We start from the raw sequence: 21,754 nt of genomic DNA, 5'->3' as shown, positions 1-21,754 counted from the left end.
ATGTCCATTCGCATAGATCATATCAGCAAATCCTACGGAAAGGTCAACGCCTTGGACGACATTTCCATTCAGGTCCATCAAGGGGAATTGTTCGGGCTGATCGGTCCGGATGGTGCTGGAAAGACCACCCTTTTTCGAATCCTGACCACCTTGCTCCTGCCCGACCAAGGATCGGCATCCGTTGCAGGGTACGATATCATTGCCGATTTTAAGGCCATTAGAAAGCAGGTCGGATACATGCCCGGGAGATTTTCATTGTACCAAGATCTCACGGTTGAGGAAAATCTTCGCTTTTTCGCCACTATTTTCGGGACGACCATCGCGGAGAATTACGATTTGATCCGGGACATCTATGTTCAAATAGAACCCTTCAAAAATCGAAGGGCGGGCAAATTGTCCGGTGGCATGAAGCAAAAATTAGCACTTTCCTGCGCTTTGATCCATAAACCCAAGGTACTGTTCCTGGACGAACCCACAACGGGTGTGGATCCCGTATCAAGAAAGGAATTCTGGGAAATGCTCAAAAGATTACAGGACAAGGGAATAACCATTCTCGTGTCGACCCCCTATATGGATGAGGCCGCACTTTGTGATCGAATCGCACTCATTCAAGATGGAAGGATTCTTGAGATTGACACTCCAAAGGCCATTGTTGAGCACTATCCCAAGCCCATTTTTGACGTTGGGGCCCACAACACGTATCTATTGATTGAAAAATTGAATGCCTACGCCCATAAACACAGTGTATTTCCCTTTGGGGAATATATCCACTATACGGATCAACGGGATGGGTTCGACCCTTTGGAACTCAGGGCCTATTTGAAAAAAGAAGGGCTACAGAACATACATATCGAAAGGACCAAGGCAACGATTGAGGACACATTTATGGAATTGGCAAAACAATGAAGGAAGAAACAGTAATAAAAGTAGAGGGGCTCACCAAGGTTTTCGGTGATTTTATCGCAGTGAACAACATCAATTTTCATGTCAGGAAAGGGGAGATCTTTGGTTTTTTGGGAGCCAATGGCGCTGGCAAGACCACTGCCATGAAAATGCTGATAGGTATTTCCGCACCCAGTTCGGGTTCGGCCAATGTTGCTGGGTTCGATGTATACACCCAAACAGAAAGCATCAAGAAGAGCATCGGGTACATGAGCCAAAAATTTGCCCTGTACGATGATCTTACCGTCAAAGAGAATATCCGCTTTTTTGGGGGTATTTATGGGTTGTCCAAGAATAATATCTCCCTAAAATCGAATCTGCTCATTGAGGAGTTGGGCCTGGAGAAAGTGGTCCATAGCCTGGTAGGATCCTTACCGTTGGGCTGGAAACAGAAAATTGCATTTTCGGTATCCCTATTGCACGACCCAAAAATTGTTTTCTTGGACGAACCCACAGGAGGGGTGGATCCCATTACCCGAAGACAGTTTTGGGAAATGATCTATAAGGCGGCCAACAATGGCACGACCATTTTTGTTACGACCCATTACATGGATGAGGCAGAATACTGCGATAGGGTATCCATTATGGTGGACGGCACTATCGAGGCCCTGGACACCCCAAAAAACCTAAAGGCCCATTTTGGTTCGGACTCCATGAACGATGTGTTTTTAAAATTGGCTAGAACTTAAACAGGTTACCATATGAAACGTTTTGTCGGGTTCGTACAAAAAGAATTTTACCACATTTTCAGGGACAGAAGATCCCTGTTCATCCTATTCGGGATGCCCGTGGCGCAGATCATGCTTTTTGGTTTTGCCATCACCAATGAAATCAACAATGTTGACATTGCCATTTTAGATCAGTCCCAGGATACCTCTACCAAAGAGATTATCTCAAAAATCTCCGCATCGGAATATTTCAGTATCCTTCAATACATAAAGGAGGAGGCGGAGATTGAGGAAGTCTTTAAAAAAGGGAAGATAAAGGCCGTGCTCTATTTTGAAAAGGAATTCAGTAAGAAACTGGTCAAGGAACACTCTGCCAAGGTTCAAATTGTGACGGATGCGACCGACCCCAATATGGCCAACACCATCAGTAACTATATCAATTCCATCCTTTCCCATTACCAAGAGGAACAAAACCGGTCCATAATGCTGGATTATCAGATCATACCGCAATCCAAGATGGTCTTCAACATGGAACTGAAAAGTGTTTATATGTTCGTACCGGGGGTCATGACCGTCATCCTCATGCTGGTATCTGCCATGATGACCTCGATCTCCATTACCCGGGAAAAGGAATTGGGTACCATGGAAATTTTATTGGTATCCCCTTTGAACCCCTTTCAGGTAATTATTGGAAAGGTGTTTCCCTACATCTTTCTCTCCATCATCAATGCTGCGATCATTGTCCTACTGAGCATTTTTGTCTTCCATGTCCCCGTCAATGGCAGTCTGTTCCTGTTGGGTCTGGAAAGTGTGCTGTTCATTGTTACCTCCTTGGCACTGGGGATATTGATCTCCACTATTTCGGCCACCCAGCAAACGGCCATGATGATCTCCTTGATGGGACTGATGTTACCAGTGATCCTATTATCGGGCTTCATTTTTCCGATTTCCAGCATGCCCGTTCCCCTTCAGGTCATCAGCAATATCGTACCGGCAAAATGGTTCATCATCATTGTCAAGGGAATCATGCTCAAAGGTGTGGGCATCAGCATGGTTTGGAAAGAAACCTTGGTCCTCTTGGGGATGACCCTTCTTTTCATTGGACTTAGTGTAAGAAAATATAAAATAAGATTGGAATAGCATGCGGGTAATCCTATATATCATAAACAAAGAATTCAGGCAGATCTTTCGGAACAAGGGCATGTTGCCCATCATTTTCATACTGCCGCTACTGCAATTGGTCATTCTTTCCAATGCGGCCACCTATGAGATCAACAACATTTCCTTTGGATATGTTGACAATGATCGCACCCATACCTCCCGCGCCCTGATAGATAAGTTCCGTGCATCCACCTTTTTTGATGTTTCCCAGGTATTCCCCCATCCAAAAGAAAGCGACCTGGCCATGTTACAAGGGGAGGTCGATGTGGTATTGACCATCCCCGAGCACTTTGAACGGGATTTGTGGAAGGACAAAAATATCGATCTTGGGGTGACCATCAATGCCATCGACGGAGCTGCCGCAGGAGTTGAAAATGTCTATATCACCCAGATAATCAAAACATTCAACAAGAATCTGGCTGTTGACATGGTTCAGTTGTCCAATAATACGGTGCAACCGGTTCTCATCGAGGGCATCCCACTATTTTGGTACAACAAAACCTTGAACTATAAAACCTTTATGGTTCCCGGGATCCTAGTGCTGTTGGTGACCATGATTACCTTGTTCCTTTCGGGCATGAACATTGTCCGGGAAAAAGAAATAGGCACCTTGGAACAAATCAATGTCACCCCAATTAAAAAGCACCACTTTATCATTGGGAAGCTTTTTCCTTTTTGGGTCATCGGCATGGGGCTTTTGACCATTGGGTTGGTATTGGCCAAGCTCATTTTCGCTGTCCCTATGCTGGGAAGTCTGACGCTCATGTACTTTTACACCTCCATTTACATACTGGTGATTTTGGGGATGGGTCTGTTCATCTCCAATTTTACGGATACCCAACAGCAGGCGATGTTCATCGCTTGGTTTTTTGTGGTCATTTTCATCCTGATGAGCGGTCTTTTCACCCCTATCGAGAGCATGCCCAAATGGGCCCAGTTCTTGACTGAACTCAACCCTATCAAGTACTTTGTTGAGATTATGCGTATGGTCATGCTCAAAGGCTCCGGTCTTACCGATATTTTGCCCCAGCTTCTCAAAACAACCCTCTATGCCGTGATCATGAATACCATGGCCGTATGGAGCTATAAAAAAATCAGTTGATGAACACACAAAACCATCCATTGCGACGATCGGAATCCAAATTCCTTCGAGGGCTTTTGTCATGGTTCAAGGAGTTCTATCCAAGCAGTTCTAAAGATGCACTTTATGGGATCCTGTGTGACCGTTTTTTGGGTCATCCCACTTTCACGCAATTAATTAAATTTAGTTGGGCTCTTTATATTCCAACTTGTTCAAATTAATCTCCCCTATCTTCTTTGTCAATTTGGCATCTGCGTATAATTCTATAATCGGATCGAGAAAATGGTAAGTATAATTGGCGCTATAGACAAATGGGTTGGCTGTGTCAAATCCATTGAAAACAGACCTAACCTTCATGGTCATCTGTAGCAGCACAGTTTTGTCATTAATCAAGGCTTCGGCTTTATCGGGGCCCATTTTGAACAATACATCCCCATTGATGTAATCCACTTGTTCGGTCTTGTTGTAAAACTGTTGTCCATATGGCGTATTAGGTAGAAACTCACCAAAATATTCCACTGAGGAAACCCCCAATGGGGGTCTTTTGATAGGTAACCGTATCCAAAAACCTCCTTTGTCAAAATCATATTGGCCTTGGAACTTTATGGCTTGGACCAATTGAAAATCCTCGGTTTCATCGCTAAAAAAGCTTTCGCTCCATTTTAAAATGATATCCAGATACTTCTCCACAAAAGATACATACCGCTCATTCTCCGTAAAATCGTCCGCTTGGTGACCTCCCCATTCACGGACCAAGGCACTCTTACCGGTTCCGCTCCAATCGTTCATAAAATATTCCTTTTTTAGGGCATCGGTTCCCATATCAAATGCAAATTCCTTCAATACTTTTTGGGCCAAGCTCGACTTTGCTTCTTCCTCAATGATCTTTCCTTTTGTCTGCTGCGTTAGAGCAGTCCTGTCCATCACCTTAAAATGCTCCTTTAAACTATGGATGCGCACCAAGTGGGCAAACCCTGCATACCCCGTACCTGTCAGATTCCTTTTTTCACCGGCTTCCTTGGAAAGGTCCACTTTTTTGGGATTGTCCTGCATCATATAGGAATCTATGGCCCCAAATCGGGGAAGGCCCTTGAATTTCTGGACCACAATATCCTTAAAGGCTGGGTCAGGGGATTTATAAACCAGGTAATCATCCTCATTGTAAGCTATGACGGTATTTTGTTGTGAAGCCTTTTGTTCTGTTTTTTGGGCCTCGGGTAGTGTTTTGGTCTCAGTTTGCGTATTCGCTCCATTGGCCGAATCTTGTTTCCCATCCAAAATATCACCCACTTTCTTATCGGCCTTTTTAATGATTTTTTCCTCGGCCTGCTGCTTCAATTTTTTTAAAAACTGACCGTTCATGTCCTGAGGCAATGTCATCAGCAATACTCCTACAATCCATAAAACTTGTTTCGTACGATTACATTTCATTTGATCAATCTTTAAATTTAGCGGTCCTCATATCCACTTCCCCCATCTTTTTGGTTAGGGGGGCATCCTTATAAAACTCCATTGCTGTACTTTCCAACTCAAACTCCCAATCCACATGGGTAGTATTTGTAATATGAGGTGTTACCTTCACCTTGAACACCACAAACACGGGTGATCTGGATTGAAGGTTAAATTCTTTGGCCTCTGTTGGGTCTACGGACAAAAAAACCCTTTTTGATGTGTTCTTTAAGGTTTTTTCATTCTCAGTGTAGGCCAAAAAATTGGAATTATGAAGTATAAAGTCCCCGCCTATAGAGAATATGTTGCCGATCCAATAGCCTTTATCCTTAAAATCATATTTTTCAGCTACCGCTCCCCTAGCCACGAAGTAGGCGACTTGGCTTCCATTTTCATAGAATGTTTCACTCCAATCCCGAAGTGCCTCATAATGATTTTTGATAAACTTTGAATAACTACGATTTTGGGCAAATTCATTGTTCCGTGTCCCTCCCCAGCTGGGCACAATGGTTCGTTCACCCACGGCATTGGTAAAATTACAGGGAGCCTTTGCTTCGGGGTCACAAAAGTATTCTTGCATGTTTTCATCCGAAAAAACATCCTTTGCGAGCATCAACAAATGATGTTGGGCCTTATTGGAGTTCTTTGCCTTAAGGTCATTGTCCGCATAATTGTATGAAGTGAGTTTTGACCGGTCCATATCCTTGAAAAGGTCTTCCATAAATTTAAGTTCCAAGAGTGCCCGATAGGCTTTGCTATGGGTCGGGGCCGTAACCCCCCTATGATAATAAACATCTCCATATCGGGGAAGTCCCTTGTGCGATTGTATGACCACATCCATAAAATCCTTGTTGGGGGCCTTATAGGTGATGATATTATCGTCCTTAATTTCAGGTGATTCTTTCTGGGTTTGATTTCCTATCGGTATGTTGTTTGGGGATGTTTTGTTTGTTGATGCAGGCCCAGGTTTAGGACTTGGTTTCTCTTTTTCTGGGGCCGATGTCTTTTCCCCTTCCCCATTCAACAACTCATCGGTTTTTTCACTGGCCTTATTTACGATTTTATCCTCCACATTCTTTTTCAGTTTTTTTAAAAACTGTCCTTGGACCGAGATTGGCGCCAACAGACCAAGAACCGCAACAAGCAATATGGATTTGGTTTTTATATCTTTCATTTTCATAGCTTAGATTTTATCTGGTTTTGGACACCATGGTATTGATGTCTATTTCCCCCACTTTTTGGGTAAGGCCATCATCCGCGTACAGTTCTATGATGGGACTGTTCAAACTGAAGGTGGTCTTGAGCTGGTCTGCGCGATAATTTTCCACTCCATTCAGGTAGCCGGTCACATCCAACACCAAATAGAGGTATTGGTGCTTTTCAGAAAAGTGCTCTGCCTCCCCTGGCGGCATTTTGAAGAGAATGGAGGTGCCATTGGGATGCATCAAATTTCTTTCGGCGGAGTTGGACGGTTGGAGTCCATACCAATGTAACAAAAAGCCTGTGTTGTAAAACTGATGGGTATTGAACCAATAACCCCCCTCCTTAAAATCGTAGGTGCCCAAATTGGTCCGTGCCACATAGTATCCCTCCAAGGTATTGTCAGGATAAAGGGATTTTCCCCACTTTTCCACCATTGGAAATTTCTCCTTCACAAAAGCGGTGTACGCACGCAATTTCTGGAACTCCGAAGCTCCCCTGCCTCCCCATGGCCTTTGGTTCCTTGGTTCGTTGTAATACCCTTCTTGGGGAAACCCGGAAACACAATCCTCTTCTTTTGGGTTGCAGAAAAACCGAATCAACTGTTGTGTATTGCACAATGCATTTGCCAAGGCCAGTACATGCTGCTGGGCGGTAAGGGATTTCAACTCTTCCTCATACATATTTTGCTTTCGTTCGGTAAAAAGATCTTTGTCCATTACCGCAAACATGTCTTTCTTAAACCTCATCTTCAAAAGCTCCATAAAGGCGTGCTTACTGGCCATATGGTGGCTGGACCGTTTGTCCATTTCAAAATACCCTTCTTCCCTAGAGCTTATATAGGTGCCATCGGCCTTCACAAAATATTCATCCTGTACCCCAAAGCGGAGCTTCCCTTTGTAGGTCTGTAACGATAGGGAAATAAAATCGGCACTGGGTGGATCAAAAACCTTTTCCATTGGTTGGCCCCACCCTACTCCTTGGCATACAATTATTATGATTACAAAAAGCAAATTCTTCATAGATCAATTGGTTTTTAACGTGAGGTTGGCAAGGGAAAGCGTCATAAAATGTTTTGTAAGGGCTTCGTCCTCATAAACTTCCACATCGCTGTCCACATGGGAATAGTTGAACTCCACAGGGTCATAAGGAAAGGCCATCGGTTTGCCCGAACGTTTCAATTTTATCTTTTTCACCAAATACAAACGGTTGATGCCTTCCTTCAAGAACCGTTCGGCGGTCTGTTCGTCGATTTTGAGAAAAAATTGAAGATTGTTCTTTCCATTGATTTTCTTCAACAGCTCATGCTCATAGGCCGCAACAGGCTCAAAGACCACTCTTTTGGCACCACCTTGCTTTGGGGTAAAAACATCGTTCAGATTAAGATAATGTCCTACCCAATACCCTAATTTGTCAAAGTCATACCCCCTTCCAACATGAAGTGTGGATACATGGTATCCTATCATTTCATCATTTTTGAAAAACGCTTGGCTCCACCTTTGAAGTGGCTCCAAACATACCTCAACAAAAGAGGTATAATTGCGGAGCCTCTCAAACTCGTTCTTTCCTTGATTGGTTTGGTTGCAGGTGTTGTCCAAACAAAGGTTCGGACCTACTTGGGTCCGTAAAAACTGCTGTAGATATGCGGAATTCCGTTGTTCCTGTGATGTATTGGAACTGACCACGGTCAAACGCCCGCGGTCCAGGTCACTCATAAAGGGCTCCAAATATTTCAACCCCACCAAAATGGAAAAATTCAAGAGACCGTTTCTTTCCTTTTTGTTCTGTTCCATCACATGAGCCCCATCATTTCCCCGTGCGGGTCTCATCGCGGGTGTGGCACCCGTATTCTTAACCATATGGCTGTTAAATGCCCCAAACCGAGGAAGGCCCTTATGGGCCTGTAGTTGAATGGGAGCAAACTTTTCGGAAGGTGGATCGAACACAATCAGATTGTTGGCAGTTGAGGCCTGTGCCTCTAATTCAAGCAACCCCAAGATAGCCATCAAAACCCCCAAACTTATCTTATGTATCATTTTCTTCAATATGAATGGTTACTCCCACGTTATCACTCCATCCATGGTCAAAATCTTGTCATCATCGGTATTGATTACCGTGGTACCTTCAAAAGTGACTTTTTTGGCTTCGAAATCAACTTCAAACCCATCCTCACAGGCCATAAAGAATCCTTGATAGGGGGAAGAACACGCATGTGGATATTCTTCGCCGTTCTTTACAATGGTCATGGAAATGGTCTTGTCGATATCGGGTGACCCCCCAGTGGAAAAATCCGCAGCTACGATCACAAAACCGTTTTGATCACTGCTGTACACCAGTTCGTTATCCACCACTGTAATGTTATCGGAAAGTAATATGACGGATTTGTCCGTTCCTGTCAATGACACATTGGCGACCTCGATGTTCCCTACGGTCAAAGAAGTCCCCAAAATCGCTGTTTCTTCCCCGGACAACTGGATGGTTCCCTCAACCTTTCCGGATTTCCCATTCTCTGGTTCATCACCATCGTCAGAATTACAATTCGCGAACATGGTAAGTGTAAAAATGGAAAGGAAAAACAACTGCATTTTTTTCATAGTATAAGTGGTTATGGTGTATAGAGAATACCAAACTATATATTCCCCATAGCCTATGCCATGACCACTTATTCACCGTTGTAAATATGAACATGAGCGTTGTCTTTTGTTGAATTATCGCAATACACCATCAACGGGACAGCATATTGAACCAAAACCTTTAAATTTGATTTGGACCAATCACCCGCCATGCCAGATTCCTTTAAAAAGATTTTTTTAGTCCTATTGCTTTTTCCCCTTTGGGGAATTTCCCAACAAAGCGTATTGGATTCGTTACAACAGGAATTGGCCAACCATTCGGCAAAAGATTCTGTCCGCGTTTCTTTATTGATAAAAACTGCTGGGGAAATGACCTATTCCAATCCCAAGGAAGCTTTTCCTTTGGTAGATGAGGCCATTGCCATATCCTCCGAAACAAATTGGATCAAGGGGGAGAGTTACGCATTGAGACAGAAGGGAAACCTGCATTATGTTATGGGAGATGACCTAGCCGCACTGGATGTCTACCAAAAAGCGCAACATCTTGCCCAATCCATAGGGGACAGGTCACTTGAAGCGTCGTTGTTGAGCAATATCGGAAACATTTTTGCCGATTTAAAACAGTACGATAGGGCCTTGGAAAATTATGAAGCCTATTTGACCTCTGCACAAACGTTGGGCAATGTCCCTGATGAAATAAAGGCACTGTCAAACATTGCCATCATCTACAACGACACTAAAAAATATGAAGAAGGAGTGGCCAATCTTGAAAAGGCCCTAAAATTGTCCAAACAAGAAGAAAATGACCTTTTTGTGGCCGCCATTACAAATAACTTGGCCCTAGCTTACAAAAAACTCGAAGATTACCCAAAGGCACTCTTGCATTATCAGGAAGCGGCAGATCTTGCCCACCAGATCGGGAACAAATACATTGAAGCTTCTGCCCTGAACAGCATAGGAACGGTCAATATCATATTGAAAAACTATGACTTGGCTGCCTTAAATGGAAGGAAAGCCCTTGACCTATCCCAAGAGATCGAAGCCGTGGAATGGCAAGCGGATTCCTGGAAAGTATTGAGCGAGGTATACGAACATAAAGGAGAAATGGCAGAAGCCCTCCATGCTTACAAAGAGCATGTACGTCTTCAGGACAGTGTGTTGAGCGAGGAAAAAAAATCTGAGCTGACCCGGAAGGAAATGCAGTTCAAAATGGAGAGGCAACAGGCCGAGGCCGAGGAGGAAATCAAAAGGCAACATCTCGTCAAGAATGGTTATTTGGCTGGGGCCATCCTTTTGGCACTGATTTCAATAGCAAGTTATTTTCTATATAAACGCAGACGTGATGCCTTGGAAAAAAGAAAGGTGGTCGAATTCAATGCCAAGGTAGCCGAGACAGAACTCAAGGCCCTACGCTCACAAATGAATCCCCATTTTATTTTCAACTCCCTGAACTCCATTAGCGATTTTATTTCAAGGAATGATATAAAACAGGCCGATGAATACTTGGTGAAATTCTCCAAACTTACCCGTGCCATCCTTGAAAATTCTGAAAAGAAATGGATTACCCTTGAAGAAGACCTGGAGCTCATGGAGCTTTACATGCAACTGGAAGCCATTCGACTGGATAACCATCTGGAATACAGTATAACCGTAGACGAGGACATTGAACCAGACAATACCTTAGTTCCCCCGATGATCCTACAGCCCTTTATTGAAAATAGTATATGGCATGGTATTGCCCCCAAAGGGAACACTGGGAAAATTGATATCCAAATCAAGAAAAAGGGAGACATGCTCTTATGCGTGGTGGAGGATAATGGGATCGGTCGGGCCACCGCTTCTATGGATACCAAGGAGAAAAGTTCTTTGGGTGTAAAGATCACCACCAACCGTATCGAGATCATCAACCATATGAAAAACACGGAAGGTTCCATCGACATGATAGACAAGAAAGAAGGCCTGCGTGTGGAAATAAACCTACCTTTGGAACTTCAATTCTGACCTCGCCATGTTAAAAGCCATTATCGTTGATGACGAACAGCACTGCATTACCCGATTGACGGGCCTTCTGCAGGAAGTTGGTCCGGATATCAAAATACTGGCGAGTTGTAACACCATTGCGGAGGGTAAAATGCATATAGAAAAATATAATCCTGATGTGCTTTTTTTGGATGTCCAACTCGGGAGTACAACCGGGTTTGATTTGCTGTCCCAACTGAACCACCTTGATTTTGAACTGATCTTCACCACTTCTTTTGATACTTATGCCCTAAAGGCCATCAAATTTTCTGCCTTGGATTATTTGTTGAAGCCCATTGCCAAAGAAGACCTCTATGAAGCACTACAAAAAGTGAGGGAGAACAGGGACCTCAAAGAGACCACAAAAAAAATTGATGTGCTTTTCCATAATTTTAAGGAGGGGTCGGGACATTCCAAACGAATTGCCATCCCTACAGTGGATGGGTTCGTCATGGTAGATACCAGTGACATGGTCCGACTTCAGTCCGATGCCAATTATACCCACATCCATACCTTATCGAACAAAAAAATCACGGCTTCCAAAACCTTAAAATATTTTGAGGGTATTCTTGATGGCAGCAACTTTTTTAGGGTACACAAGTCCCATTTGATCAATCTTTCCTTTGTGGAACATTATCTAAAAGGAAAAGGGGGTTACATTACCTTGACCGATGGGGCCAAAATAGAAGTAGCTGTAAGACGTAGGGACGAGCTCATAAAAAAACTCATTCCAAATTCCTGATTCAAGATTTAGCTATCTCAATGATCCATACACCAAATTTTTCCCAAAAATCTTACAAAAACTTTAGCGCATGGATCCTATCCGGTTCTTGTAGCGTTCGGAAAGATAAGCCTCAGACAAAAACCAGATAGGGCGCTGTCCTACTTTTTGTCATATTCCAGTGTACCTGATCAGTTTGATGGTTTTCTTTACTATGGTCTTGGACTGACTCATTGGGACATTCACCGTCCTGCCCAAAAGTTCCGGCTTTTGTTCTTGGCAATTCTTTGTGTTCTTTTCATTTCAAAGTTCATTTGGCCCGCTATCCTGTCCATGGACATCGAACGATGCGCCTCGCCTCCCTTAAAGTTGGTTTCCTTGTACTCGATTGAAGCCCTTGTCATTGGTTTTGCGTGTTGATACCTGGGATAACCTTTATACTGTTCTGTCCCATTGATTTGATGTACGGGTCAAAGCCCCTCGCCTGTTCCTTGGTTATTATCTTTTCATGTATTTTCTGAATTTCAGACCTGGTCTCCTGCATCTTGTACAGTTTTTCCTGCAATGCTCTCCCTTACCGCGGTAAGTTCCTCATGTCAGGTCATCTGTTGGCTCCGCTTTCCGATAAAGTTGTCATTGTTGGCCTTTCCTTTAAAACCTATCCGGTTCACGTGCAAATGGACGTATATGTGCTCCTTGGCCCGGTGTGCACAGGAATCAGCACCATGTAGACTTTCCCGGGTGTTGTCCCTGATGGGAGAGCGCAAAGTCCTGCTTATTGCCATAATTTGACTCCAAGGCCAGCAATTATAAGGGCATTCTCCATGCGGACAATTTTGCCAACCAATCCCTCGTTGAGTTTAAGGAAGAATTGAACCGCATAAGGGAAAGTGGACAGAACACCTATGATGAAATGGTGGTCGATCTTTACTTCTTGGGCAAGGCCATAGCAAAAAAACAAGGTTTGCTTTTGATATCATCCGGAATCTTTTTGATAGGCATAATAGCAACGATTGCATATTCATTGATCAAGGGCACCGTTATTTTGAACTGACAAGTCTATCCAAAAAAATCTAGTCGTTTGAACCACAGGCAGATCTAATTTTCCTTCGATACATCAACTGTTTGATCCAAGTTGCTTTTTAAATACGCCGTACATGCTTTAAAGTCGATAAATATGCGGTTCTCCGAGATCAATGAAGGAATCAACCGAACGCGTTCCATCATGTACCTGGGCTGTTCCAATAATCCAACAAACAACACTTCGATTCCTGAATTTTTGAGATCGATCAATACATCCTCTAGGGTGTAGAGTCCCGATTGGTCCAAATATTGCATGCGGTCCATACGGATAATGACTATTGATGCGGTACGTGGAATCTGTTTGGCCAATTGCTGGAACTCACTGGTAAATCCAAAAAACAAGGGGCCTTTCAAATGCTTGATAAAAACTTCTTTTTTGAGACTTTCGGGAAAATTGCTTTCATCCGCCCAACCCTTCTCTTGCTCCAGGGTCTTCACATCGGAGCGTTCCGCGGTCAAGTCCCCCATTTTTTTCATGAACATCAATGATGCCAATACCAAGCCAACACCAACTGCGTACACCAAGTTCCAAACAGTGGACAACACCATAACCACGAGCATGATGATCACTTCTGAACTAACCTTAAAGGGGCCAATTTTCGTGTCCCTAGGTAGAAACGGAATGGCCTTGAGCCCCTTATAATCTATCACCCCAATTCCGACTGTTACCAAGATGCCTGCCAAAACTGCCGCTGGAATTTTGGATGCCACTGGACCCAATGCCAACAACACCGTCAACAAGAGTACTCCAGCTACCATTCCAGATAATTTAGTTTTACCTCCTGCATTGATGTTCACCACAGTCCGAATGGTGGCCCCTGCTCCAGGCAACCCACCAAAAAATGCCGCAATACTGTTTCCTATTCCCTGCCCGATCAATTCTCTGTTCGGCCTGTGCTGGGTCTTGGTCATATTGTCCGCGACCACCGAGGTCAACAAAGAGTCAATAGCTCCCAATAAAGCAAGTGTAAATGCCGTAAATACATACGGTGTTATGGAATCCAACCTAAATTGTGTGAACATATCGAAGTGAATTATGGGAAAGCCGCCAGGTATCTGTTCGATGGGTCTATAGTCCAGTCCAAGACCATAAGCTGCACCTGAAACGACCAATAAAGCTACAAGTGCACTGGGAAGGGACGTCGTTATTTTTTTAAACCCATAAATAATAACTATCGTGCCAAAGGCCAAGGCCAATTCGAGCCAATTGATATGTTGTAATGCCCTTGGAAGCATATTGATGGCACCCATCACACCAGAAGTATCCTTTCCTGCCAGTGCCTTTGCCTCTTTCAAAATATTTTCTTCTGAAACTTCTTCAGATCGGTCGATGGTTTCTTGGAAATCCTCGAGGACAAGCATACTTTCCCTAGATTCCTCTTTAAGGATTTTTCTCAAAATTGATTCTTGGGCCATGGGCCTATACTGATCCACAAGTGCCATGTCCTCTTTGGGATAATACCCCACCAAAGGCAAAATCTGGGTTACAAGGATAATGATCCCTATGGCGGTCATAAAACCGGAAACAACAGGATAGGGAATATATCTGATATACTTTCCGATGCCTACAAGTCCCAATCCTATTTGGACAAGACCTGCCATCAAAAAGACCATAAGTATTGCTGGCAAAGCTTTCTCAAAATCCCCATCATTGAATGCCAGAATGCTTGTTACCACGACCATGCTGACGGCTGTCATAGGGGCCGTTGGACCAGAAATCTGCGTATTGGTCCCTCCAAAAAGTGCCGCAAAAAAACTGATGAAGATGGCACCATAGAGTCCTGCACTGGGACCCATCCCAGAACTGACACCGAACGCCAACGCCAAAGGGAGGGCTACAATTCCTGCTGTGAGCCCTCCAAATATGTCTCCTCGTAAATTGGAAAAAAAATTCTTCATGTTGTTTGTATGGTTTTTTAAATCCAAATCCGGTACTTTTTACGCCCAGATAACTACAACCAGACATTATTGAATTTTTGTACTAACGTGCTACCGATCCTTGGGTAGGGGTCGCCAAGTAATGGCCAAGGTACTTTCAGAATGGACCATTGGCATTGGTGGCAATGGTCGTTTCCTCCCTGTTTCACCAACAAAGGGTGAAAACCGTATTCTTCATTAAATTTTAATTCTTACGTATTGATCATCCAGGTTACCTTTGATACCTTTCCAAAATTTTTGAAAGCAATATCGTCTTGATCTTGGTATAGGTCTTGATATGGTCCATATAACTATCCCTATTTTTCTCATGGGTGTTCAGATAATAGGCGTCACATTCCGTGGTATCACACTCAATGGCATTTATCATTGTCCTTTCATATCGATACAGGGTGCCCAAGCGAAGTTGGTTATCCCGCTGGATGGCCAAAAGGCTTTGGTTTACCGCAGGGTTTCCCAATAGGCGTTTTTCCAATGGAATCAAATATTGCAGTTCATTATTGATCAACTCCATGGTTTCGGTCCAATTGGAAATCTCCAACTTGTCCTTTTTAACTATGATCTGGCTTATGGACTCGTGAAAATAGGGTCTGTTCACCTGCTTCATAATACCATGTTTAGGTTTATGGGTTCATTCTCCTGTTCCACATTTTCAATGCTCAATTTTTGGTTTCCGGAAGGAAACTCCCAAACTAGGGAATCCCCTTTGGCATACCCCATGACCGCTGCTCCCATGGGGGTCAGGATTGAAATATGGTTGTTTTTCACATCGCTCCGACTAGGAAGTACCAATTTGAATTTTTTGTGCCATCCATTTTCGGAAATTATGGTCACCACGGCATTGAACCGGATGACATCATCCGGCATTTCCGCTTCATCCAATATCCGTGCTGTTTCCATTTCACCCACGAGCTTTTTTACCGAGCTCCTAAGGGTATTGTCCTTATAGTATCCTGATAGGTTCATCAACCGCTTCAAAAGGACATATTCTTTTTTTTCAATTACCAAACTACCGTATTTCATTATTTTTTGTTTTATGTTTTATGTTTTAGCCTCCATCACATTCAAATGGAACCCTAAATGGATTATTGGATTATGGAAAAATACCCCTTTGGACATACGTTTCCTCAAGTCGCTCAATGGCAATGATAAAGGCGGCTGTGCGCATATCCACTTTTTTGGATTTCGCCTTATGGACCACTTTGCCAAAGGATTCTCTCATCTTTTTTTCCAATTTTTCCAATACTTCATCCAAATGCCATATTTCTCCGTTGCGATTTTGCAACCATTCAAAATAACTTCCGATTACACCTCCGGAATTACAGAGGATATCAGGAATGATATCGACTCCCCTTTTCAAAAGGATTTCCTCGGCCTTTACATCGGTTGGTCCATTGGCTCCTTCAGCGATCAAACGGGCCTTTATCTTCGGGGCATTTTCAACAGTGATCTGGTTTCCCAATGCTGCCGGGATACAGATATCACAGTCCAGACCAAAAAAATCGGCACTGTCCATAGTATTTGCACCACTAAAACCAAGGATACTTCCCTTATTGGCCTGTACATATTCCAATAATTTTTCAGTGGAGATGCCATCCTCGTTATATATGCTTCCATAGGCATCCTGTACCGCTGTGAGTATTGCCCCCTCCTTTTCCAGAAAGTGTGCGGCCCAATAGCCCACATTGCCAAAACCCTGTACAATGAACCTTTTGTTTTTCAAATCGACCTTTTTGTTTTCTGCCCAAAATTTAATGGTCAGGAACACCCCGTAACCGGTCGCCCTGTCCCTGCCTTCGGAGCCTCCTGCCCCTATGGGTTTTCCAGTGACCACATGTAGGTTCTTTGAACGTTCATTGGGAGATTTGGTGGACATATACGTGTCCAAGATCCAAGCCATGGTCTGGGCGTTGGTGTTCACGTCCGGAGCCGGAATATCCAATTCTGGGCCTATATTGTCCCCAAGGGCATAGGTGAACCTTCTGGTGATCCGTTGCAATTCGTCCTGTGAATACTTTGTCGGATCCAATTGGATACCCCCTTTGGCCCCCCCGTAGGGCAATCCTGCCAATGAGGTCTTCCAGGTCATCCACATGGCCAGTGCCCGCGCAGCATCAATGTCCACTGTAGGATGGTAACGAAGTCCTCCCTTATAGGGGCCTAGGGCATTGTTGTGCTGAACCCGATACCCCGTGAATATTTCCACTTCACCGTTATCCATGCGGACCGGGAAATGGACAATGAACTCGTTGTTCGTCACTTCAAGGATCTTACGGATGTTCTTGTTCAGTTCAATAATGTCCGCTGCATTGTTGAACTGTCTCATGACATTGTCCAACATACCTTGTTTCAGTTGTTTTTTTTCCGATGTTATCGTTGTTGTCATTGTATAAAATTTTGGTTGCACTAGGTGTGCTTAATTACTCATCATTTCGTTTGTGACCATTATGGCCGGTCCGTCGCTTTCATCAAGTCGATGGACATATTCATTACATAATTGGATATTGGTCCTATCCGTACTTAAGGAACAATAGGCCACATGCCTGCACGTTGAGCATAGGCTCCGTACTAATTCTTTCATGGATTCTTTAAATTTTATTAATTGAGATTAGGGTATTAATTCCAATGCACAGGGTTTAGCACCTTTACCGGATAGAACGCCAGTACCAAAATCGATATTCCGATGATGACCAGAAATACCACTTCCAAATTGGACAACATCCTATTGACCCCCAAGGTTTTTTCTGATAGCTGGGTCAGCATGTCACTTTGTTCCAATTGGATTTCCTCAAGGCCATCCAAGGTTTGTCTTATTTGTGCCAATTGTGGCAATACTTTTGCTTCGGCCAACGGTTTCCCCTCTTTTGATGCTTTGGTTGTCCCACTGGGTTCCAAATCGGAAAATTGACGGTCCAATCGCTCCAACAGCCTGGCCTCGTCCCGTGTCAACTTGGTTCTGGAAAAATCAGCCAACAAAGCTTTGATTTTTTCAGACCTTTCATTACCCTGCACATACTCACCTTTCAAGAGTGCCACTTCCATCTCATGTGCCATATCCTGTAATTGATAGATATAATCCTGCACCACTATGCGATCATCATAAATGGATTTGACCGATGCTTGTATTGTGGAAAAATATTTCCGGTCCAACAGGTTGGAGCCCAGTACCAACAAAAAAGCGGTGGCCAGGACCAGACCGACCAATATTCGTTGTTTTATTGAAAATTTAGTTTTCATGTTTTAATCATTTAGGTATTACATCAAAGAATTATCCTCTGGATCGAAAATCCACCCGGCCACTACCTTGTTGAGCAAATAACAATTTTGGAAAACCGGGTGGACATCATCAACTAACCACCAATCATAAATCAACTATAAGGTTTGGAGCTCTCCGGACTCCATTGCCCCAAAAAAGTCGACGGCCACTATGCTATGACTGCCAAAGAACCTGTTACCATCAACTCGTTTGATCTTGATCTTTGTGGATCCATCCTTTTTTTCTTTGACGGAAGTCACCACCACTTTTTCCCCTTCCACACGTTTGTAGTTTGCGATACCCCCTCTTTTGATGATAAAGTTCGCCTTGGGGAAGTTAATATACTTGTACTTGTTCGTTTCAGGTTTCCCGATTTCGAATACATCCCCGACTTTGACTTTTGTGTTCGTTTGGGATGCATTGGCCTGTGCATGCAACAGGTTTATAGAAAACAAAAGGACAATTACATATTTAATCATAACCATAATATTTAGAATCAATAAATCACTTACTGTTCGGGTACCATCTTTTGCATGTCACCATCTGAAATGGAGAGTTTGACCTTTTGCCTACCCTGCTTTACTTTTTCGATCATAAAAGATATTTTACTACCGGGAAGGCCATAGGTAATTCGGTCACCTTTGGAGAAACCGATCAATGACGCGCCCAAACTACTGGTCACAGAAATTTGGTTTGTCGTCGGATCTTCTTCGCCAGGAGGTACAAGCCGGAAGGAATCCCGATGGTCCGAGGAACCAACAAGGGTAACCTCGGAATACAGTCGAACAATGTCAGAGGGCATCTGGCCCTCATCCAACACCACAGCATTGTTCAAATTCAGGTCCAAGATCTCCAATACACCTGTATGGATATAATCTTCCCATATACAATTCTGTTTCATGAACTTTCTGGTCATCAGAAAATCATTCTTCTCCAAAATGAGACTGCCATACTTCATAAGGTTCTCTTATTTTCACAAATCTGTCAACCAGTATTGTCCAGATTTGGCACGTTTGGCAATCCAAAGGGCAAAGTCCGTACCCAATGTTCAAAAAAAAGGAGGTTTGATTGTAATCAACTGATTATCAATATACAATTGAATATTAAAAATTTTGGAGTGGAAATGGAAACGGGGTATATTTCCCCAGTCGGTTATTTTATAACCGGTTCAATCCAGCTTATCACGCAAGGTTTTGCGATCTATCTGCAGTATTTCGGCGGCCTTGGTCTTATTTCCCTTTGTGTGCAAGAGTACCTTTTTGATATATTCCTTCTCCATTTCCCTAAGGGGCACAAGACCTTTTTGGGGGAAATCAATCCGGTACTTCAAGAACTCGGGTATATCTTCGATCCCTATGGGGCCATCCGACATGATCACCACGCGCTGGACTATATTTTCAAGTTCCCTGATGTTCCCTGGCCAGTGGTATCGTTCCAAAATCCCTAAGGCCTCAGGGCTAATTCTTGGCAGACGGTCTTTATATTCAACACCATATTTTCGGAGAAACTTTTCCACTAGCAAAGGAATATCGGATTTTCTATCGCGAAGTGGCGGCACATTGATTTCCACAACCGTAAGTCGATAATATAGGTCTTCCCTAAAGTTCTTGTTCTTGATCTCCTCCAAAAGATCCACATTGGTGGCCGCAACAATGCGGATTTCCACTTTTTCCAGTTTTCGGGACCCCACCCTGGTGATTTCCTTTTCTTGAAGTGCACGCAACAGCTTGGTCTGTACCGCCAAACCAGCTGCTCCTATTTCATCCAAAAAAAGGGTTCCTCCTTCGGCGGCCTGAAAGAATCCACTGCGGTTCTCATTGGCTCCTGTAAAGGCACCTTTTACATATCCGAAGAGTTCTGCCTCTAGGAGGTTTTCGGGGATGGCACCACAGTTTACTGCAATGAAAGGTCCTTTGGAAAACTTACCGGAATAATGGATGGCCCTTGCCACCAGTTCCTTTCCTGTTCCACTTTCCCCCGTGATCAGTACAGTGGCCCTATTGTCCCTCACGCGATCTATGATATTGAGGATTTTCTGAAAGGCGTCCGAACTGCCGACCATTCCTTCAAAACGGTTATCACTTATGTCAGGTGTTGATTGTTTCTTTATGGACAAAGGTTGTTCCTCCTTGCTGTACAAGGCCTTTTCAACGGATTGTTTGAGTTCCTCTTTGGTAAAGGGCTTGGTCAAATAATCGATTGCGCCCGATTTGATGACTTCCAAGGCCCCGTCCACCGAAGGATAGCCCGTGACCACCAATTTGGGCATTAGGGGATAATGTTCGTTTGCATATTTCAATAACTGTAGGCCATCCACTTCGGGCATTTGGATATCGGTGATCAAAAGATCAATAACACTATCCTTTAAAATATACAGTGCTTCCTTTACCGAGATGGCCTTATAGACATGGTAATCGAGTCCTTTCAACTGTCTGGAAAGAAGTTCCAGGATGTGAATGTCGTCATCGACAACTAAGATGTTCTCTTTGTGCAGTGCCATACCTAAATTTTGGGAAACTCTAGGGTAAAGATAGTGCCTTTGGGGGTATTGGGCCGGTGTGAGATCGTTCCTTTGTAACTACGCACAATACCGTGTACTACACTTAGACCCAGTCCTGTGCCCTCACCTGTTGGTTTTGATGTATAAAAGGGTTCGAAAATTTTATCCGCATGTTCTGTTTCTATGCCCTGTCCTTCATCCGCAATTCGGATGATGGTCCTGTCGTTTGATTTGTCAAGTTCAATATGTACAGCCCCCTTCGGCGGGGAGTAATAGGCTGCGTTCATGATAAGGTTGAACAGTACTTGGGTCAGTTGAACGGTATTGGCCCGCATTTGGATATGTTCCCGGCCAAAAGATTTGACAATGTTCAGCTGTTTGGCCTTAAGGGATGGTGCCAACAAGCGTAAAACATTTTCCACAACTGCGTTCAGTTCAATCTGTTCCATCTCTTGGGGCATTTCACAAGTAAAGAACATGAGCTTTTTAACGATCTCTCGACTAAAAATAGCATTATCGATAATTTTCTGGAGATCTCTCCTTGTGGCTTCATCTCCAGTATTTTCCACGAGCAGTTCGGCAAAACCTAAAATATTGGCCAAAGGAGTATTGAGTTCATGTGCAATTCCCGCGGTGATCTCACCCATGATGTGGAACCGATCGGCTCGTTCCATTTGTCTTTTGGTTTCCTCTTCCGAATCACGGATGTGTTTGCGTTCCATCAAATTACCGATGGCCAAACAGACATTTTTGAGCAAGGTCCTTTCCTCATCCAAAAAATCTGTTACGCTAAATTCGGCAGAAGGATAGCCCACTGTTATTCGCCCCTCTACTTTGTTGAATATCTTGACATCGGAAGAATGGGAGACCATATCGTTTCCATAATTTTTGGTCTGTACCTGGTAATCTCCGATCGTTATCTGGACCGCTGCTGCCTCAGCAAACTGCCAACCCCGTTTTAAACAATGGGCAATGGCTTCAAGGGAGGTCTCGAGTTCATCATAATTTGAATTCACAATAATGGAGGTAACCTCATAGAGACAGGTCAGTTCCTTGACACGTTCCTTTAATTTTTGTTCTGTATTTGTCATAAAGCCATATATCATTTTTACAATTTAAAAAAACAATTTCCCAATCCTAATGATGGCATACTGGGCGTGGGTAAG

The 21,754-nt window shown here is 43.6% G+C and carries 23 protein-coding genes; 7 read left to right on the top strand and 16 right to left on the bottom strand.

What is annotated here, in order from left to right; genetic code table 11:
- The 4 genes from LKX84_RS14035 to LKX84_RS14020 are packed head-to-tail and all read left to right on the top strand — an operon-like array spanning position 1 to position 3,873.
- Positions 1-906 carry an ABC transporter ATP-binding protein gene (locus tag LKX84_RS14035; protein WP_228237774.1) on the top strand — a complete coding sequence of 302 codons (906 nt, stop codon included), beginning with the start codon at positions 1-3 and terminating at the stop codon, positions 904-906.
- Positions 903-1,631 (top strand): ABC transporter ATP-binding protein, encoded by a 729-nt coding sequence (locus tag LKX84_RS14030; RefSeq protein ID WP_228237773.1) that lies wholly within the window; start codon positions 903-905, stop codon positions 1,629-1,631. Before LKX84_RS14035 ends, LKX84_RS14030 begins: the two co-directional genes overlap by 4 nt.
- Positions 1,632-1,643: 12 nt before the next feature.
- Complete coding sequence (locus LKX84_RS14025; protein WP_228237772.1) at positions 1,644-2,750, top strand: ABC transporter permease; 1,107 nt, start codon at positions 1,644-1,646, stop codon at positions 2,748-2,750.
- 1 nt (position 2,751) lies between these two features.
- The gene (locus tag LKX84_RS14020; protein WP_228237771.1) at positions 2,752-3,873 is read left to right on the top strand and encodes an ABC transporter permease; all 1,122 of its coding nucleotides are present in this window, start codon (positions 2,752-2,754) and stop codon (positions 3,871-3,873) included.
- 162 nt (positions 3,874-4,035) lie between these two features.
- On the opposite strand, the gene LKX84_RS14015 is transcribed toward LKX84_RS14020, so the two are convergent.
- From LKX84_RS14015 to LKX84_RS13995, 5 genes are all read right to left on the bottom strand, one after another.
- Complete coding sequence (locus LKX84_RS14015) at positions 4,036-5,283, bottom strand: hypothetical protein (RefSeq protein WP_228237770.1); 1,248 nt, start codon at positions 5,281-5,283, stop codon at positions 4,036-4,038.
- Positions 5,284-5,287: 4 nt separating this feature from the next.
- Entirely contained in the window at positions 5,288-6,475 is a 1,188-nt protein-coding gene (locus tag LKX84_RS14010) for a hypothetical protein (protein WP_228237769.1), read from the bottom strand.
- A 16-nt stretch (positions 6,476-6,491) separates the two neighbouring features.
- On the bottom strand, positions 6,492-7,460 hold the full coding sequence (locus tag LKX84_RS14005; RefSeq protein WP_228237768.1) for a hypothetical protein: 969 nt from the start codon (positions 7,458-7,460) through the stop codon (positions 6,492-6,494).
- Between the two features lie 66 nt (positions 7,461-7,526).
- Entirely contained in the window at positions 7,527-8,537 is a 1,011-nt protein-coding gene (locus tag LKX84_RS14000) for a hypothetical protein (protein WP_228237767.1), read from the bottom strand.
- Between the two features lie 18 nt (positions 8,538-8,555).
- Positions 8,556-9,095, bottom strand: coding sequence for a hypothetical protein (locus LKX84_RS13995; protein WP_228237766.1), 540 nt, complete (start codon positions 9,093-9,095; stop codon positions 8,556-8,558).
- Positions 9,096-9,266: 171 nt separating this feature from the next.
- On the opposite strand from LKX84_RS13995, the gene LKX84_RS13990 reads away from it, so the two are divergent.
- Together LKX84_RS13990 and LKX84_RS13985 are read left to right on the top strand one after the other, a co-directional pair.
- The gene (locus tag LKX84_RS13990) at positions 9,267-11,075 is read left to right on the top strand and encodes a tetratricopeptide repeat protein (protein WP_228237765.1); all 1,809 of its coding nucleotides are present in this window, start codon (positions 9,267-9,269) and stop codon (positions 11,073-11,075) included.
- A gap of 7 nt (positions 11,076-11,082) precedes the next feature.
- Positions 11,083-11,835, top strand: coding sequence for a LytR/AlgR family response regulator transcription factor (locus LKX84_RS13985; protein ID WP_228237764.1), 753 nt, complete (start codon positions 11,083-11,085; stop codon positions 11,833-11,835).
- 221 nt (positions 11,836-12,056) lie between these two features.
- Here the strand turns inward: LKX84_RS13985 and LKX84_RS13980 are convergent, their stop codons facing one another.
- Entirely contained in the window at positions 12,057-12,218 is a 162-nt protein-coding gene (locus LKX84_RS13980; RefSeq protein ID WP_183114828.1) for a hypothetical protein, read from the bottom strand.
- 192 nt (positions 12,219-12,410) lie between these two features.
- Positions 12,411-12,599: a hypothetical protein gene (locus LKX84_RS13975; RefSeq protein WP_119647971.1), complete on the bottom strand. Its 189-nt coding sequence runs from the start codon at positions 12,597-12,599 to the stop codon at positions 12,411-12,413.
- Between the two features lie 32 nt (positions 12,600-12,631).
- Between LKX84_RS13975 and LKX84_RS13970 the strand changes: the two genes are divergently transcribed.
- Positions 12,632-12,868, top strand: a complete 237-nt coding sequence (locus tag LKX84_RS13970; protein ID WP_220473553.1) for a hypothetical protein — start codon at positions 12,632-12,634, stop codon at positions 12,866-12,868.
- Positions 12,869-12,912: 44 nt separating this feature from the next.
- Here LKX84_RS13970 and LKX84_RS13965 read toward each other — a convergent pair whose 3' ends face one another.
- From LKX84_RS13965 to LKX84_RS13925, 9 genes are all read right to left on the bottom strand, one after another.
- Positions 12,913-14,796 (bottom strand): SulP family inorganic anion transporter, encoded by a 1,884-nt coding sequence (locus LKX84_RS13965; protein ID WP_228237763.1) that lies wholly within the window; start codon positions 14,794-14,796, stop codon positions 12,913-12,915.
- Between the two features lie 250 nt (positions 14,797-15,046).
- A complete protein-coding gene (locus tag LKX84_RS13960; RefSeq protein ID WP_072880122.1) occupies positions 15,047-15,439 on the bottom strand; it encodes a hypothetical protein in 393 nt (130 codons plus the stop codon).
- Positions 15,436-15,855: a GreA/GreB family elongation factor gene (locus LKX84_RS13955; protein WP_108423174.1), complete on the bottom strand. Its 420-nt coding sequence runs from the start codon at positions 15,853-15,855 to the stop codon at positions 15,436-15,438. Before LKX84_RS13955 ends, LKX84_RS13960 begins: the two co-directional genes overlap by 4 nt.
- 70 nt (positions 15,856-15,925) lie before the next feature.
- Positions 15,926-17,218, bottom strand: coding sequence for a Glu/Leu/Phe/Val family dehydrogenase (locus tag LKX84_RS13950; protein WP_072880126.1), 1,293 nt, complete (start codon positions 17,216-17,218; stop codon positions 15,926-15,928).
- Positions 17,219-17,448: 230 nt separating this feature from the next.
- A complete protein-coding gene (locus LKX84_RS13945) occupies positions 17,449-18,069 on the bottom strand; it encodes an MCP four helix bundle domain-containing protein (RefSeq protein WP_228237762.1) in 621 nt (206 codons plus the stop codon).
- A 135-nt stretch (positions 18,070-18,204) separates the two neighbouring features.
- Entirely contained in the window at positions 18,205-18,567 is a 363-nt protein-coding gene (locus tag LKX84_RS13940; RefSeq protein ID WP_228237761.1) for a hypothetical protein, read from the bottom strand.
- A 29-nt stretch (positions 18,568-18,596) separates the two neighbouring features.
- Positions 18,597-19,046, bottom strand: a complete 450-nt coding sequence (locus tag LKX84_RS13935) for a GreA/GreB family elongation factor (RefSeq protein WP_119647968.1) — start codon at positions 19,044-19,046, stop codon at positions 18,597-18,599.
- A 210-nt stretch (positions 19,047-19,256) separates the two neighbouring features.
- On the bottom strand, positions 19,257-20,588 hold the full coding sequence (locus LKX84_RS13930) for a sigma-54-dependent transcriptional regulator (protein ID WP_119647967.1): 1,332 nt from the start codon (positions 20,586-20,588) through the stop codon (positions 19,257-19,259).
- 2 nt (positions 20,589-20,590) lie between these two features.
- On the bottom strand, positions 20,591-21,679 hold the full coding sequence (locus tag LKX84_RS13925) for a sensor histidine kinase (protein ID WP_228237760.1): 1,089 nt from the start codon (positions 21,677-21,679) through the stop codon (positions 20,591-20,593).
- Positions 21,680-21,754 lie beyond the last annotated feature (75 nt).

Origin of the sequence: Allomuricauda sp. M10 (genome assembly GCF_020782875.1) — a bacterium.
GTDB lineage: Bacteria > Bacteroidota > Bacteroidia > Flavobacteriales > Flavobacteriaceae > Flagellimonas.
The sequence above is the reverse complement of the archived record's forward strand: the minus strand, read 5'-3'. Positions and strand labels throughout refer to the sequence as shown.

Excerpts from the sequence above, each read along its gene's own strand:
- LKX84_RS14035 (WP_228237774.1), top strand. The coding sequence starts at position 1 with ATGTCCATTCGCATAGATCATATCAGCAAATCCTACGGAAAGGTCAAC.
- LKX84_RS14030 (WP_228237773.1), top strand. The coding sequence starts at position 903 with ATGAAGGAAGAAACAGTAATAAAAGTAGAGGGGCTCACCAAGGTTTTC.
- LKX84_RS14025 (WP_228237772.1), top strand. The coding sequence starts at position 1,644 with ATGAAACGTTTTGTCGGGTTCGTACAAAAAGAATTTTACCACATTTTC.
- LKX84_RS14020 (WP_228237771.1), top strand. The coding sequence starts at position 2,752 with ATGCGGGTAATCCTATATATCATAAACAAAGAATTCAGGCAGATCTTT.
- LKX84_RS14015 (WP_228237770.1), bottom strand. The coding sequence starts at position 5,283 with ATGAAATGTAATCGTACGAAACAAGTTTTATGGATTGTAGGAGTATTG.
- LKX84_RS14010 (WP_228237769.1), bottom strand. The coding sequence starts at position 6,475 with ATGAAAGATATAAAAACCAAATCCATATTGCTTGTTGCGGTTCTTGGT.
- LKX84_RS14005 (WP_228237768.1), bottom strand. The coding sequence starts at position 7,460 with ATGGAAAAGGTTTTTGATCCACCCAGTGCCGATTTTATTTCCCTATCG.
- LKX84_RS14000 (WP_228237767.1), bottom strand. The coding sequence starts at position 8,537 with ATGATACATAAGATAAGTTTGGGGGTTTTGATGGCTATCTTGGGGTTG.
- LKX84_RS13995 (WP_228237766.1), bottom strand. The coding sequence starts at position 9,095 with ATGAAAAAAATGCAGTTGTTTTTCCTTTCCATTTTTACACTTACCATG.
- LKX84_RS13985 (WP_228237764.1), top strand. The coding sequence starts at position 11,083 with ATGTTAAAAGCCATTATCGTTGATGACGAACAGCACTGCATTACCCGA.
- LKX84_RS13980 (WP_183114828.1), bottom strand. The coding sequence starts at position 12,218 with ATGACAAGGGCTTCAATCGAGTACAAGGAAACCAACTTTAAGGGAGGC.
- LKX84_RS13975 (WP_119647971.1), bottom strand. The coding sequence starts at position 12,599 with ATGGCAATAAGCAGGACTTTGCGCTCTCCCATCAGGGACAACACCCGG.
- LKX84_RS13965 (WP_228237763.1), bottom strand. The coding sequence starts at position 14,796 with ATGAAGAATTTTTTTTCCAATTTACGAGGAGACATATTTGGAGGGCTC.
- LKX84_RS13960 (WP_072880122.1), bottom strand. The coding sequence starts at position 15,439 with ATGAAGCAGGTGAACAGACCCTATTTTCACGAGTCCATAAGCCAGATC.
- LKX84_RS13955 (WP_108423174.1), bottom strand. The coding sequence starts at position 15,855 with ATGAAATACGGTAGTTTGGTAATTGAAAAAAAAGAATATGTCCTTTTG.
- LKX84_RS13950 (WP_072880126.1), bottom strand. The coding sequence starts at position 17,218 with ATGACAACAACGATAACATCGGAAAAAAAACAACTGAAACAAGGTATG.
- LKX84_RS13945 (WP_228237762.1), bottom strand. The coding sequence starts at position 18,069 with ATGAAAACTAAATTTTCAATAAAACAACGAATATTGGTCGGTCTGGTC.
- LKX84_RS13940 (WP_228237761.1), bottom strand. The coding sequence starts at position 18,567 with ATGATTAAATATGTAATTGTCCTTTTGTTTTCTATAAACCTGTTGCAT.
- LKX84_RS13935 (WP_119647968.1), bottom strand. The coding sequence starts at position 19,046 with ATGAAGTATGGCAGTCTCATTTTGGAGAAGAATGATTTTCTGATGACC.
- LKX84_RS13930 (WP_119647967.1), bottom strand. The coding sequence starts at position 20,588 with ATGGCACTGCACAAAGAGAACATCTTAGTTGTCGATGACGACATTCAC.
- LKX84_RS13925 (WP_228237760.1), bottom strand. The coding sequence starts at position 21,679 with ATGACAAATACAGAACAAAAATTAAAGGAACGTGTCAAGGAACTGACC.